Source organism: Shewanella mangrovi (assembly GCF_000753795.1).
Taxonomy (GTDB): domain Bacteria; phylum Pseudomonadota; class Gammaproteobacteria; order Enterobacterales; family Shewanellaceae; genus Shewanella; species Shewanella mangrovi.
Genome location: NZ_JPEO01000003.1, coordinates 187,658 through 200,941, shown reverse-complemented (window position 1 = coordinate 200,941; position 13,284 = coordinate 187,658). Strand labels below are relative to the sequence as shown.

The window sequence follows — 13,284 nt, the reverse complement described above, 5'->3', positions numbered from 1 at the left end:
CATAAAAACGATTAACCCAAAAGGCAGAAAGTTGGTCGCCTTGCTTTACTTAATAAATAGGGCTTGCCAGCCGTATTTGAGACAAGTTGGGCGATCTTTCAACTAATGGGAGTGTTCATGTCTTTTAAAACCAGTATTAATGGGCCGGTGTTTTATCCATCGGTAATATGTCTTTTTGCGCTAGTGATGATCGGTGTTATTTGGCCGAACTCAGCGCAAGCAGTATTTGACAGTGTCCAAAGTTGGCTACAAATAAAAGCCGGATGGCTTTATATCCTTGGCGTAGCCGGATTTCTAATTTTTATCGTTTTCATTATGGTCAGTCGCTACGGCGACATTAAGCTTGGCCCAGACCATTCCGAACCCGATTACAGCTATGGTACCTGGATTGCCATGTTGTTCTCAGCTGGTATGGGTATTGGTCTGATGTTCTTTGGTATTGGTGAGCCAGTGATGCACTTCTTGGCGCCGCCGGATGCAGATCCACAGACCTTAGAAGCAGCCAGAGAAGCGCTTAAGATCACTTTCTTCCACTGGGGCCTGCATGCGTGGGCTATCTATGCCGTAGTGGCGCTGAGCCTAGCTTACTTCAGTTATCGGCATAAACTGCCGTTGCTGCCGCGTAGTGCACTCTATCCGCTGATTGGTGATCGAATTTACGGTCCTATTGGACATACAGTAGATACGTTAGCCGTGATTGGTACTGTGCTTGGTGTCGCGACCTCGCTTGGTTTTGGCGTAGCGCAGGTAAACTCTGGATTGCACTATCTGATTGGTGATAGTTTGCCGATCTCGCCCGGCGTTCAAGTTGGGTTGATTGCCATCATTACCTGTCTGGCCACTATCTCAGTGGTAACTGGTGTTGATAAGGGGATTAAAATCCTCAGCGAACTCAACATGGGACTGGCCTTTGTGCTGATGGTGTTTGTGCTGTTAGTGGGTCCTACTGTGGATCTGTTGCAACACTTTGTACAAAACACCGGAGCATATCTCAGCGATATCGTGAACAAGACTTTCAACTTGTATGCCTATCAGCAGAAGAATGACTGGCTGGGTGGCTGGACACTGTTCTATTGGGGCTGGTGGATTTCTTGGTCACCATTCGTCGGAACCTTCATTGCACGTGTATCTCGTGGCCGTACCATTCGTCAGTTCCTTGTTGGGGTGATGTTTGTCCCCACAGGTTTTACCTTCCTATGGATGACTATTTTTGGTAACTCCGCCATTGATGCAATTATGAATCAAGGTGCGCAGTATCTGGCTGATGCCGTGTCATCTGATGTGTCAGTGGCTCTGTTTACCTTCTTTGAACATCTGCCACTATCTGGCTTACTGTCGATTCTGGGCGTATGTCTGGTGGTGACTTTCTTTGTTACCTCTTCTGATTCTGGCTCATTAGTCGTGGATAATCTGACCTCCGGCGGTGATGAAAACGCCCCTGTTTGGCAGCGCGTATTCTGGGCTGTGGGCGAGGGTGTTGTCGCATCTGCCTTGCTGCTAGCGGGTGGACTTAAAGCCTTGCAAACAGCCTCTATTGCCAGTGCTATGCCGTTTTTGATTGTGATGATCCTGATGTGTATCGGGTTATTTAAGGCGCTCAAAGATGACCGCTTGAAACTGATGAGTGTCAGGTTACATAACTCGACCGTGCAATACACCAAAGCTAGCGTACCCTGGCAGGAACATTTAGATGTGTTGATTTCCCATCCTACCTACAGTGAAGCGCGTGCTTATCTCGATAAGATTGCCGAATCGGCACTAACAGTGGTAGAAAAGGAGTTTAAACAACGCGGTATTGAAGCTGAGTTGCAATACGATAACGATAATGATCGTATTCGACTTATTCTCGACGGCTCTGAACAGCAAACTTTTGTTTACGCCTTGCGAGTAAGAAGTTATACCTTACCGGGGTTGTCTGACGATAACGATAAAAACTATTATCGCGTCGAGGTATTTCTTGAGCATGGCGGGCAGTATTATGACGTCATGGGATACACTGCGGAACAGCTGCAGGCTGACGTTGTCACCCAGTACGAGAAATACCGCCACTATCTGCATCTTTCGAGTGCAGAATATGTGAGCCTATAATCCATCGCTGTTAGGACAGACTTTTACATGGCAACAAGTAAGTTAGATCAAGTGTTGGCACAAGCCAGAGAATACAAAGCGTCACGAGAGCAGGGCTATCGTGAAAGAGCGCTGAAAATGTATCCTTGGGTGTGTGGCCGTTGTGCGCGCGAGTTCACTCATAAAAACTTGAGTGAGTTGACTGTGCACCACAGAGATCATAACCATGACAATAACCCAAGTGATGGTTCTAATTGGGAATTGTTGTGCTTGTATTGCCATGATAACGAACATGCGCGTTTCGAAGAGTTAGTGCAATATGGCGATACCCGCGAATCGGCTCAGTCAGCTGCGACTTACAGTCCTTTCGCGGGTTTAAAAGATATGTTGGCTAAAAAATAACGAGATTACATTTAAGTAATTGATAAACAACTAAACATAATATTTCTGTCAGCACTTTTCTTCGCAATTAGAGCGGTCTGTATCACGTTTTAAGTTGTTGTGGTCGAAAAGTGGGCAGAGTTTTTGTAACAAAGTCTGTTTTGCTGAGGTCGGTCATTGGCTTGACCCGCCTGAGCCAATATACTTTGCACTTTAAGTATTACAACAACTATGGAAGCAAGTGATATGACTCTTGGTTCAGCTAAGGTGAGCAAGACGCATTCGTTTATGACGGTGTCGCTTATCGAATTGTGGGAACGTTTCGGTTATTACGGCATGCAAGCCCTCATCGTGTACTTCATGGTACAACGGTTAGGTTTTGATGATGTACGTGCTAACTTGGTATGGAGTGCCTGTGCTGCATTGATCTACGTGTCGCCAGCAATTGGTGGTTGGGTCGGTGACAAAATCTTAGGCACCAAACGTACCATGTTGTTAGGTGCTGGTATCCTGTCTCTCGGTTATGCACTGATGACAGTCCCTACCGAAAATACCTGGTTCCTATTTTCAGCACTTGGTGTCATCGTGGTTGGTAACGGTTTGTTTAAACCTAATGCCGGTAACCTCGTTCGTAAAATCTATGAAGGCGATGATTCTAAAATCGACAGTGCCTTCACTATCTACTACATGGCGGTAAACGTTGGTTCTACCATTTCCATGTTGTTGACTCCTTGGATCAAAGACTATGTCAATGAGGCCTACGCTGGTACTCATTACGGTTGGCATGCCGCTTTTGCTGTTTGCTGTGTGGGCTTGTTGGTTGGTTTAGCGAACTATGCATTAATGGCAAAAACGCTGAAAATGTACGGTTCTGAGCCTGATACTCGTCCAGTAGACAAGAAGAAACTGGGGACTGTGCTGATTCTAGCACTGGCGTCAGTTGCCTTGTCTGCCATCATCCTCGAATACCAAACATTGGCACGTATCTTCGTATACATTGCCGGTATTGCGGTATTGGCGATTTTTGTTCACTTGATCCGTAACAGTGAGCCAAGCGAACGTGCGGGTTTGATTGCGGCGTTAGTGCTGACAGTACAAACCGTGTTCTTCTTCGTCTTCTATCAACAAATGTCGACTTCTCTGGCGCTGTTCGCTCTGCGTAACGTGGACTGGGAATTCGAAATGTTTGGTATTCACTTGTGGACATGGTCACCTGCACAGTTCCAAGCGCTGAACCCAATCTGGATTATGTTGTTGAGCCCATTGTTGGCGTGGTTGTATGCCACCGCGGGTCGTAATAACAAAGATTTGTCGATTGCCGGTAAATTCGCACTGGGTTTTGCGGTCGTGGCATTGGGCTTCTTCATCTACGGTGTTGCTGGTCAATTTGCCGTTAATGGTAAGACCTCATCTTGGATCATGATCTGGGGTTACGGTGCTTACTCATTAGGTGAGTTGTTGGTGTCTGGTTTGGGGCTGGCGATGATCGCACGTTATGTACCTGCTCGTATGGGCGGCTTTATGATGGGGGCGTACTTCGTGGCTTCTGGTATTTCTCAATACTTGGGTGGTGTAGTCGCAAACTTCGCTAGCGTACCAAAAGATGTGACTGACCCAGTACAAACCCTGGAAATCTATACCAGCCTGTTCAACAAGCTAGGTATTGCTGCGGTAGTGTGTACTGGTATCGCGCTGGCGGTACTGCCATTGATGCGCCGTTTGACTGAAACTCACCATTCACATGCAACTTCCGCTGCTGAATCTTTAGCAGATGTGAAAGCGGAACAGTAAGTTTGATGTTTGATAAAAAGCTGCCTGAGGGCGGCTTTTTTTATCGCCAAAAAAGTAGGGGAGCAACCGCTGTAGAGGTTTTCCTTGTGACATTACAGCGGTTTGCATACCCTTATTCCCTTAATGAGGTTTAGTAAGGTATTTCTATGGATAGCCAATTAGCGCTGGTATTGAAAAACTGGCTAGCGCTTGACCCTGATCAGGCCACAAAAATGGAGTTGGCCAAATTAATCAACGCTGGTGATGAACAGGCATTACGTCAGCGTTTTGATGGGCGTTTGGCCTTCGGTACTGCCGGGTTGCGAGGCGTCGTTGGCGCTGGACCAACGCGTATGAACCTATTGGTCATACGTCAAACGGCTGCCGGGTTAGGGCAATATTTGCTTAATCAATTGGCAGATGCCGCGGATCGCGGCGTGGTGATTGGTTACGATGGCCGTCCCGATTCTCTGCGGTTTGCTCATAACACAGCAGAAGTGCTTTGCTCGTTGGGGATCAAGGTCTATCTGACTAATCAAGTTTGTCCAACGCCGCTGGTGGCGTTTGGCGTTAAGCATCTCAATGCGGCGGCAGGCGTCGTTGTCACGGCAAGCCATAATCCACCGGAATATAATGGCTTTAAAGTTTATTGGGAAAACGGCGCGCAGATTATTCCGCCACACGATGCTGGCATTGCGGCTTGTATTGAAATGGCAGCGACGACTGAAGTCCGCACACTCGCGCTCGAGAAAGCGGAAAAGCAGCAACTATTGCAGTGGTTGGACGATGACTTTTTTAGTGCTTATCAGCAGGCGGTCGCCAGTTCCGAATTGCTGCAATCAACTGCGCAGAAAGATGAGATTGTGATTGCCTATACGGCCATGCACGGTGTCGGTGCCGATATGGCAAAACGATTGTTAGCGCAGGCTGGTTTTGACAAGGTCTATTCAGTCGCCGCGCAGGAACAGCCCGACGGTAGCTTCCCTACCGTAAAGTTTCCTAACCCTGAAGAACCAGGGGCAATGGATTTAGTGATTAATGAAGCGCGCAGACATGATGCGTTAATCGCATGTGCGAATGATCCTGATGCCGACCGCTTAGCGGTCGCGGTGAAGCGTGGTAGTGATTATCAGCAGCTCACCGGTGATCAAGTCGGCTTATTGCTTGGGCATTATCTACTGAGTAAAGCGACGCCACAGCAGCGTTTGGTGGGGACGACGATTGTGTCTTCTTCTATGTTGGCTGCGGTCGCACAAGCCGCTGGCGGCAAGTGTTTTACCACGCTGACAGGCTTTAAGTGGCTGACCAATGTGGCGATGCAGCAAGAAACGGCTGAGCAGCAATTTTTGTTTGCCTACGAAGAGGCGCTTGGCTACACCATTGGCACATTAGTGCGCGACAAAGATGGCTTAACCGCATTGCTGGCATTTGCACAGTTAATGGCAGAATTGGTCGCACAGGATAAAACCTTATGGCAGCACTTGGACGAAATTTATCGCCAGCATGGGATGTATCTCAATAAACAAGTGAGTATCGCCCTATCAGCTGATACGGCCGACATCGGCACTAAGCTACGTAATGAACCGCCAGCCGTAATCGCTGGTATTGCGGTGGTGGCCATTGAGGATATCAAACGTGGCGTCCGTATCGATGTCGACGGCGAGCAAGCGTTAGATTTACCCAAAAGTGATGTGCTGGTTTACCACTTGCAGGATCAATCTCGCGTTGTCGTGCGCCCATCGGGAACTGAACCTAAGCTCAAATGCTATTACCAAGTGGTACAGACGTTGGGGGATGACACTTACGCGGTCGCTGAGGTCAAAGGTAGTGAGCGGCTGAACAAGTTGATTAGTCAACATCAACATTCCTTGTTGGGTTAGTCACTCATCGTCATCATGCAAAAAGCAGAGCTTCAGCTCTGTTTTTTTGTCACTGAATGGCTGATTTTTGCGCAATATCAACGAGCTGAGCGACGAGCGTCATAAGCTGGTTTAAGGTGCTATCAGGAAATCATTATGGCGTTATTACGTACCAGTCTGACTCATCCGCTGCAGATCGCCACTGTCCAAGCGAGCGCTGATGTCGGCCGTATTGGCATTACCTTTTGTCCGGGCAAGTATGATCCGTGGGCTGCGACAGGTGGCTGGCAGCGAGATCTGTCGTTAGATATCGCTGCCATTAAACACTGGGGCGCAGCAGCTGTGCTCACGCTGGTGGAGCAACATGAGCTCATCAGTCTTAAGGTGGCAGATTTAGGCGCTGAGGTACAAAGGCGCGATATGCAGTGGCATCATCTTCCGATTGCTGATTATTCGGTTCCCGGCGCGGCGTTTGAAACGAGTTGGCAAACCGAGGGCCTGCATTTACGCCAGTTATTGCGACAGCAGCGGGATATCGTGGTGCATTGCAAGGGCGGTTTGGGGCGAGCAGGAATGATAGCTGCACGCCTGTTGATTGAACTTGGCACTCCGGTAGACGAGGCGATTAAACAGGTGAGACAGCAACGACCTGGAGCAATAGAAACGTCAGCGCAATTGGCGTTAGTACGCAGTTACTCTGCATTATCGGATGATGTTTGATGCTGGGCGCTAATTCCTTCTCTGAAGAGGATCGCATCGATACGTTACAATGGCAGCGAATCGGCAGCGCTCTTGGCAGTAATCCGGCAGGCGTCTATCAGGATGCACTAGGCGCTCGTTACTATGTCAAAACCCTTGAATCACCTCTACATGCTAAAAATGAATGGTTAGCCGCACAGCTTTATCGTTTAACGGGCGCGCCGACCTTAACCTATTTACACGCGTGCGATCCCTGTCAGGTTGTAACGCGCTGGCGACCATTACAAAAGAAATCGATAGCACATTTTGATACAGAAGAACGGGCTTTGGCGTGCCACTGGTTCGGAGTGCATGCTTGGACGGCCAACTGGGATGCAGTAGGGCTTCACGGTGATAATCAGGGCGTGGACGATAATGGTAGTGTGCTGACGTTGGATTTAGGTGGCGCATTATTATTTCGAGCGGGTGGCGATCCCAAAGGTGCGGCCTTTACTGCGCAGGTCGGGGAAATTGAATCGCTACGGTTTGCAACCGATAACCCGATGGCAAAGTTACTGTTCGCCAATATGAGCGTTCAACAATTAATCTCCGCCATAGAAGTGGTTACTCACTTGGCTGATGAACTGATTAGCGCCACATTGCTTCAATGTGACGCGAGCGCAAAACTGGTCGATAAACTCCTTGCCCGTAAAACGGATATGGCGAGGCAGCTGTCGCAACTTAGCTAACTATGTGTCGGTAAGGGTGTCAGTCTCGTTTGTGAGGAACAACAAACGCTGGATAGCGCTTGTTGCAACATACACCTAGCAGAGTTTAGCGAGTTGATTTAGCAGATGTGATTTACTTTCGGCAATCGCTATCTGTTCGCTTAGCACATCTTTTAGGATCTGCTCAGTCGTAAGTGGATTGGCCAGCACTACCCGTAAAACTGTGATGCTCTGGCGCTGATAATAAGCTGGTTGCAAACGGGTGCGCGACACAAACGATTTACCCTGTTCGCGTTGTGCTTTTTGCACGGTTTGGGTTAACTCATCGAGTAGCGTGTTTATCTGCGCTACTTTTTGCCATTGTTGTTGCTGTACCGCATCATTGAGTGCTTGCTGAACTTTCTGTGGCACATAACGATAGGTGAGCAGACATAATTCAGGTTCACTTATCAGTTCAAAGTCAGGATGCTGTTTAATCAATTCGGCAAAATAGTGCGCTTTTTCGAGCGAATTATTAATCAAAATCTCGTAGCCTTGCCGGCCGATAATCTGCAAACAAGCATGCACCAACATTGCCATTCCTGGCCGCGAGCCTTCTAACGTTTGACTACCCAAATCTTTGGAACCGCGACGTAAAATATATTCCGCGTGGTGCACAATCGCTCGCGCAAGTTCTGGGTCTTTAAATATCACCATGCCTGCACCCATTGGCACATATAACTGCTTATGCGCATCAATGGTAACCGAATCAGCGTGTTCTATTCCTGCCATCAGCTGGCGATATTTGGTGGACATTAGGCTGGCGCCGCCCCATGCCGCATCGACATGGAAATGGCATTGTAACTCTCGCGCTAGCTCGGCGAGCTCATTTAGCGGGTCAACATTGCCAGTCTCAGTCGTACCAGCAACGCCAACGATTGCCATGACGCGTACACCTTGTTGCTGCAGTGTTTGCGCTGTTTCACGCATTGCAGTGACATCGACGCGGTTATTCGCGTCGGTCGCGACGGCAACGATATTCTTGCGGCCAATCCCCAACAGATCGGCGGCTTTGCCTAGCGAATAGTGACCACGTTCAGACACTAAAATCGCCAGATCTTGCCAACCATAATGGCGTAGTCCTGCGAGTAGACCATCTTCTGTGACGCCGGCAAAATCGCCATCGGCCTTCAAAAGACGGTTACGGGCAATCCAAAGCGCAGTGATGTTCGCCACGGTACCACCGGAGCAAAACGCACCAAGAGAATGATTTGCGCTGTGCATCCAACGCTGATAAAAATTTTCTCGTTCACCATAAATTAAATGGTGCATCATCCCGAGTACTTGTCGTTCTAACGGTGTAAAGGCTTTCGAGGTCTCGATTTTGACCAGATTCTGATTGAGCCCGACCATCATCTTTGACAATGGCAGCACAAAGTAGGGTAAAGCAGAGGTCATATGGCCGATGAAACTTGGCGCCGCGGTATGGACCGAATGGGCAATCAAGGTTTGCATCATCTCTTCGGTATAGTCCGAGACAAACTTAGGATCATCGGGAATTTCAAAGGCGCGGAAATCTCTTTCCACCTGATGCAGCGGCTTCTCTAACGCCACAATACTCTGGCTGAGAAAGCCTTCGAGATCCTCAGAAAGCGCTTGTTCAATCTTACTCAGCGTTGATTCCGGCGCTTCAGGCACCGTAAAAATACGCAACAAGCTTTCTTCAGAAGCCGTTGCTTTACGTGATTTGCTGGCAGACATGGATTGAACTGTTCTCGCAATAGCGCCTTTGTGAGGCCTAAGAATGGGGGGACACTTTACTGCAAGCCATTTACCCATACAAGCGTTGCAATAGCAAGCAGGACGCTGAATGGCGAAAAAATAAAGGCTGGAAAACCCAGCCTTTATTGAAAATTAGACTAATGTCTAACGCTTAGCAGCCCCGTTTTCCTAAACACCAAACTGCGGCCACATTACTGGCGGCTCGGTGTAAGTTCGGTTTGGCATTCGCGAGTGCTTGTTGCAGATCCGATGCTGCGGGAATGATATCAAAGATGGCGCTCATGCCTTGTTCCAGCATTTTTTCGGCGCCATCACCAAGACATCCGGCAATCCCAATTACGGGGACTTGATGCTGCCTCGCGACGCGTAACACGCCCATCGGCGTCTTACCAAAGACTGTCTGGCCATCGATGCGCCCTTCGCCTGTGATGACTAAATCTGCTCCAGCCACTTTTTCTGCGAGCCCGACGGCTTGCATGACAATATCGACCCCTGGACGCAACTGCCCCTGTAAAAAGGTCATCACGCCAAAGCCCATGCCACCTGCCGCGCCGGCACCGGCTTCTTGACTTGCATCAGAAAAACCTTGGGCGATGGCGGTATCGGCAAAATGGGCCAATGCAGCATCTAATTGTTGCACCATTGCTTGTGTCGCGCCTTTTTGTGGACCAAAAATCGCGGAGGCACCACGTTCGCCACATAGCGGATTATCCACATCGCAGGCAACGTCGAAGCTACATTCAGATAATGCCGGATGGCGTCCTGACGCGTCGATACACTGTAGTGTCGCCAAGCTTGCGCCACCCGGCGCAAGCTCGCGGCCTTCACTATCTAAAAGACGATAGCCTAACGCTTGGATCATACCGGCTCCGGCATCATTGGTGGCACTGCCACCTAATCCCAGAATGATATGGCGTATGCCGCGATCGAGTGCGTCACAGATAAGTTCGCCCGTCCCGTGGGTGGAGCTTAGTAGCGGATTACGCTCCCCGGCGCGGACATGATGCAGACCTGAAGCCGCGGCCATTTCGATCACTGCGGTGTTTTCGCCAAAGCTGCTGTCGGCGCCCAGAATGCCATAGTGTGCGTTGACGGGCTTACCCATGGGACCCGTGACCGTTTTGTGGATAATTTGGCCCCCAGTGGCGTCAACCATCGACTGCACTGTGCCTTCACCACCGTCGGCAACCGGTACTTTGACAAATTGAGCATCTGGCAAGTGCAGCGCGAATGCGGCAGCAATTTCATCCGCCACTTCGAGTGCACTCAAGCTTTCTTTGAAGGAATCCGGTGCAATTACAATTTTCATGCTAGTGTCCTGTTACAACGTGAAGCCACCATAGGTGGCTTCACAGGCATTAAAGCAAAATCAAACTTAATATCCAGACGAATACGACAGAAACAATCCCCTGAATCGCAGTTGCCATCGTTTGCGCGCGATAAGCTTGTGACACACTCATGCGGCTAAATTGGGTGACAACCCAGAAGAAACTGTCATTGGCGTGAGAGACTGTCATCGCCCCTGCACCGATTGCCATTACCGTCAACACGTGACCCATTTCTGAGCCGAGTCCAATATCGCCAAGCATCGGCGCAACCATGGCTGAAGTAGTCACCAGCGCGACGGTTGAAGAACCTTGAGCTGATTTCAGCGCTGCAGCGACCAAGAATGGCATGAAGATGCCAATGCCTAAGGCTGACAGAGTGGCGCCGAGATACTGGCCAATTGGCGTCGCTTTAATCACTGCACCAAAGGCACCGCCAGCACCGGTGATCAGCAAAATTGGTGCTGCAGCGATTAACCCCTCAGAGATACGGTTCGTAAACTCTTTGATGCGGTTTTCAGGTTTAAGCAATAACATCGACAGTCCCAAACCGATAACCAGCGCGTTAAGCGGCTGACCAAGGAAGTTGAGCAAACTATAGAAGCCGTCAACACCAACCGGTTTTGATGGGAAGTTGGCAATGGAGCCCAGACAAATCAACAAAATTGGCACGAAGATCGGGGCAAAAGAGGCGGTTGCACTCGGCAATTTACCGTAGCTGGCTTTCAATTTATCGAATTCTTCCGCTTGGTGTACAAGTTCGTCTGCACCTTCACCGTTCGGTTCATCCTGCATAAAGCGGTTTGCCCACAGCATCCCAGCGAACGCTGCCACCGCCGAAACTAACAAGCCGATAGCGATAACTAACCCCAAGCTCGATTCCAGACCTAAGTTACCTGCTGCCGCAATAGGACCCGGCGTCGGCGGAACAAAAGTGTGGGTCGCATAAAGACCCGTCGCCAGTGCCACGCTCATGGCGACACTCGAAACCTTCATGCGATTTGCCATCGATTGCTTTAGGCTGTTCAGAATGACAAAGCCAGAGTCGCAGAACACCGGAATTGACACTATGTAGCCGATAATCGACATGGTTAAGGTCGGAAAACGTTTACCAATCAGTTTAATAACCGTGTCCGCCATGGTAATGGCCGCGCCGCTTTTTTCCAGAATAGTCCCGATAATCGTCCCCAAAACGATTACTAAACCGATATATCCCAGAATGCCACCAAAACCATTACTGATGGTTTTAGCAATATCTTTGGCGGGTAAGCCAAAGGCAAAGGCACCGATGAAGGCTGCCAGTAGCAGTGTTAAAAATGGATGTAACTTCAGTTTGGAAGTGGCAATCACGATAAAGATGATTACCCCTAGTAAGATCAATACCAGGCTCATGTGTGTCCCTTAATTTTTTGTTATTGGGTTTGCTTTATTGGCGTTTTGTTACGCTGATGTAGCAAGACATCAGCTTAGCCATTATGAGCGAGGCGATTTGTGTTTAGCTTTAGAAAAAAACACCGAAATCGGGGCGTTTAATGCACATTTTTTGTATGTGTGCACAATTAAAGAATTATTCTAAACGACTGAGAACATCACCAAGATAAAGCTGTAGCAATCCATCCAGTGACGCAATATCGATGCCGCTGATTTCAGCAATCTTCTCCAACCGGTATCGCAGCGTATTGCGATGAATATAGAGCGCCTCGGCGCAGCGTTGCTGGTCATCAAAGTGCTGTAAGTAAACTCGCAGCGTTTTCACTAACACGCCACGGCGGTCTTGTGCTTGTAACTTGATAAACGGGGTGGCAAGTTCCTGTCCACGCCAATCATGGCTGAGCCCAGATAACAGCACTGATAACGCATGCTCTTGATAAAGATACTTGGTCTGCTCAGGTGCGGATTGTTTACCTAATGTCAGCGTTTCGCAAGCGGTTTGGTAGGAGCGCTGCAGACCGCCTGCACCTGAGAAATAATGCCCTAGGGCGATTTTTAGCCGGCCTTTAGTGTCAGGAGGTAAGCGAACTAACAACTTTTCAATCCGTTGATCTTCAAGTTGTGGGTCCCAACTTTTGCCATCTAAAAAAGCGGGTTTGAGGATCACTAATTGATCCATTGCGGTCATTGCCACGAGGTTATTACGCTGCGGATACTCCAGCAACATCTGCACATCTTTGAGCGTCGTAGGCGCTTGTGTTGCACTGCTGAGTTCGATCACAGCTGCAACGCGTGGCAGGGTTAAATCAATATCGAGTTGTTTGGCCCATGCATGCATGCTGTCGGGCAATTCTCCTTCATGCCGCAGCAACTGTAAGATGAATTCTTCTCGCTGTCGTTTATGCCACTGCTCAAGCTGTAGTGAATTGGCTTGCTCGACCATCATTTCGGCGGTCATTTTTAACAATTCGCCGTAGTGCCCTAATTCGGCCGGCTCTCCTGTGATACCGACGACGCCGATGATTTGACCGCGATAATGCAGCGGCAAGTTTACCCCCGGCTTAACCCCTTGCAGGCTCTGTAAGCTACCGCTGTCTATGGTCACGGCCCGGTTCTGACTTATCGCCAGAAGCGCTCCCTCGTGGACGGTGTTGATGCGGCTTTTATCTCCTGAGCCGAGGATGATGCCCTGACTATTCATCACATTGATGTTGTGCTGAATAATTCGCATGGTACGGTCGACAATTTTTTGCGCGATAGCAGCGTCAAGAAAGTACATGGTTA

10 protein-coding genes are annotated in these 13,284 nt (G+C 49.1%); 6 read left to right on the top strand and 4 right to left on the bottom strand.

Annotated elements, in window-relative coordinates; translation table 11 throughout:
- The first annotated feature begins 117 nt into the window (after positions 1-117).
- The 6 genes from HR45_RS06045 (at position 118) to HR45_RS06020 (ending at position 7,504) form a co-directional block, all read left to right on the top strand.
- A complete protein-coding gene (locus tag HR45_RS06045) occupies positions 118-2,088 on the top strand; it encodes a BCCT family transporter (RefSeq protein WP_037440777.1) in 1,971 nt (656 codons plus the stop codon).
- A 27-nt stretch (positions 2,089-2,115) separates the two neighbouring features.
- A complete protein-coding gene (locus tag HR45_RS06040) occupies positions 2,116-2,469 on the top strand; it encodes a YajD family HNH nuclease (protein ID WP_037440773.1) in 354 nt (117 codons plus the stop codon).
- 225 nt (positions 2,470-2,694) lie between these two features.
- Positions 2,695-4,239: a peptide MFS transporter gene (locus tag HR45_RS06035; RefSeq protein ID WP_037440771.1), complete on the top strand. Its 1,545-nt coding sequence runs from the start codon at positions 2,695-2,697 to the stop codon at positions 4,237-4,239.
- 146 nt (positions 4,240-4,385) lie between these two features.
- Positions 4,386-6,098, top strand: a complete 1,713-nt coding sequence (locus tag HR45_RS06030) for a phospho-sugar mutase (protein ID WP_037440769.1) — start codon at positions 4,386-4,388, stop codon at positions 6,096-6,098.
- A gap of 135 nt (positions 6,099-6,233) precedes the next feature.
- A complete protein-coding gene (locus HR45_RS06025) occupies positions 6,234-6,797 on the top strand; it encodes a cyclin-dependent kinase inhibitor 3 family protein (RefSeq protein WP_037440767.1) in 564 nt (187 codons plus the stop codon).
- Positions 6,797-7,504: a hypothetical protein gene (locus HR45_RS06020; RefSeq protein ID WP_052074548.1), complete on the top strand. Its 708-nt coding sequence runs from the start codon at positions 6,797-6,799 to the stop codon at positions 7,502-7,504. The genes HR45_RS06025 and HR45_RS06020 overlap by 1 nt, the downstream gene beginning before the upstream one ends.
- 75 nt (positions 7,505-7,579) lie before the next feature.
- Here the strand turns inward: HR45_RS06020 and panP are convergent, their stop codons facing one another.
- The 4 genes from panP to HR45_RS06000 all read right to left on the bottom strand — a co-directional run bounded on the left by panP (position 7,580) and on the right by HR45_RS06000 (position 13,279).
- A complete protein-coding gene (gene panP / locus HR45_RS06015) occupies positions 7,580-9,223 on the bottom strand; it encodes a pyridoxal-dependent aspartate 1-decarboxylase PanP (protein ID WP_037440765.1) in 1,644 nt (547 codons plus the stop codon).
- 172 nt (positions 9,224-9,395) lie between these two features.
- A complete protein-coding gene (locus tag HR45_RS06010) occupies positions 9,396-10,553 on the bottom strand; it encodes a glycerate kinase (RefSeq protein ID WP_037440764.1) in 1,158 nt (385 codons plus the stop codon).
- A 49-nt stretch (positions 10,554-10,602) separates the two neighbouring features.
- The gene (locus tag HR45_RS06005; RefSeq protein WP_037440762.1) at positions 10,603-11,961 is read right to left on the bottom strand and encodes a GntP family permease; all 1,359 of its coding nucleotides are present in this window, start codon (positions 11,959-11,961) and stop codon (positions 10,603-10,605) included.
- A gap of 175 nt (positions 11,962-12,136) precedes the next feature.
- Positions 12,137-13,279 carry a sugar diacid recognition domain-containing protein gene (locus HR45_RS06000; RefSeq protein ID WP_037440760.1) on the bottom strand — a complete coding sequence of 381 codons (1,143 nt, stop codon included), beginning with the start codon at positions 13,277-13,279 and terminating at the stop codon, positions 12,137-12,139.
- Positions 13,280-13,284 lie beyond the last annotated feature (5 nt).

What these genes read in the sequence shown, in the direction of transcription:
- HR45_RS06025 (WP_037440767.1), top strand. Translation starts at nt 6,234, where the DNA reads ATGGCGTTATTACGTACCAGTCTGACTCATCCGCTGCAGATCGCCACT.
- HR45_RS06040 (WP_037440773.1), top strand. Translation starts at nt 2,116, where the DNA reads ATGGCAACAAGTAAGTTAGATCAAGTGTTGGCACAAGCCAGAGAATAC.
- HR45_RS06000 (WP_037440760.1), bottom strand. Translation starts at nt 13,279, where the DNA reads ATGTACTTTCTTGACGCTGCTATCGCGCAAAAAATTGTCGACCGTACC.
- HR45_RS06035 (WP_037440771.1), top strand. Translation starts at nt 2,695, where the DNA reads ATGACTCTTGGTTCAGCTAAGGTGAGCAAGACGCATTCGTTTATGACG.
- HR45_RS06045 (WP_037440777.1), top strand. Translation starts at nt 118, where the DNA reads ATGTCTTTTAAAACCAGTATTAATGGGCCGGTGTTTTATCCATCGGTA.
- HR45_RS06005 (WP_037440762.1), bottom strand. Translation starts at nt 11,961, where the DNA reads ATGAGCCTGGTATTGATCTTACTAGGGGTAATCATCTTTATCGTGATT.
- panP (WP_037440765.1), bottom strand. Translation starts at nt 9,223, where the DNA reads ATGTCTGCCAGCAAATCACGTAAAGCAACGGCTTCTGAAGAAAGCTTG.
- HR45_RS06010 (WP_037440764.1), bottom strand. Translation starts at nt 10,553, where the DNA reads ATGAAAATTGTAATTGCACCGGATTCCTTCAAAGAAAGCTTGAGTGCA.
- HR45_RS06020 (WP_052074548.1), top strand. Translation starts at nt 6,797, where the DNA reads ATGCTGGGCGCTAATTCCTTCTCTGAAGAGGATCGCATCGATACGTTA.
- HR45_RS06030 (WP_037440769.1), top strand. Translation starts at nt 4,386, where the DNA reads ATGGATAGCCAATTAGCGCTGGTATTGAAAAACTGGCTAGCGCTTGAC.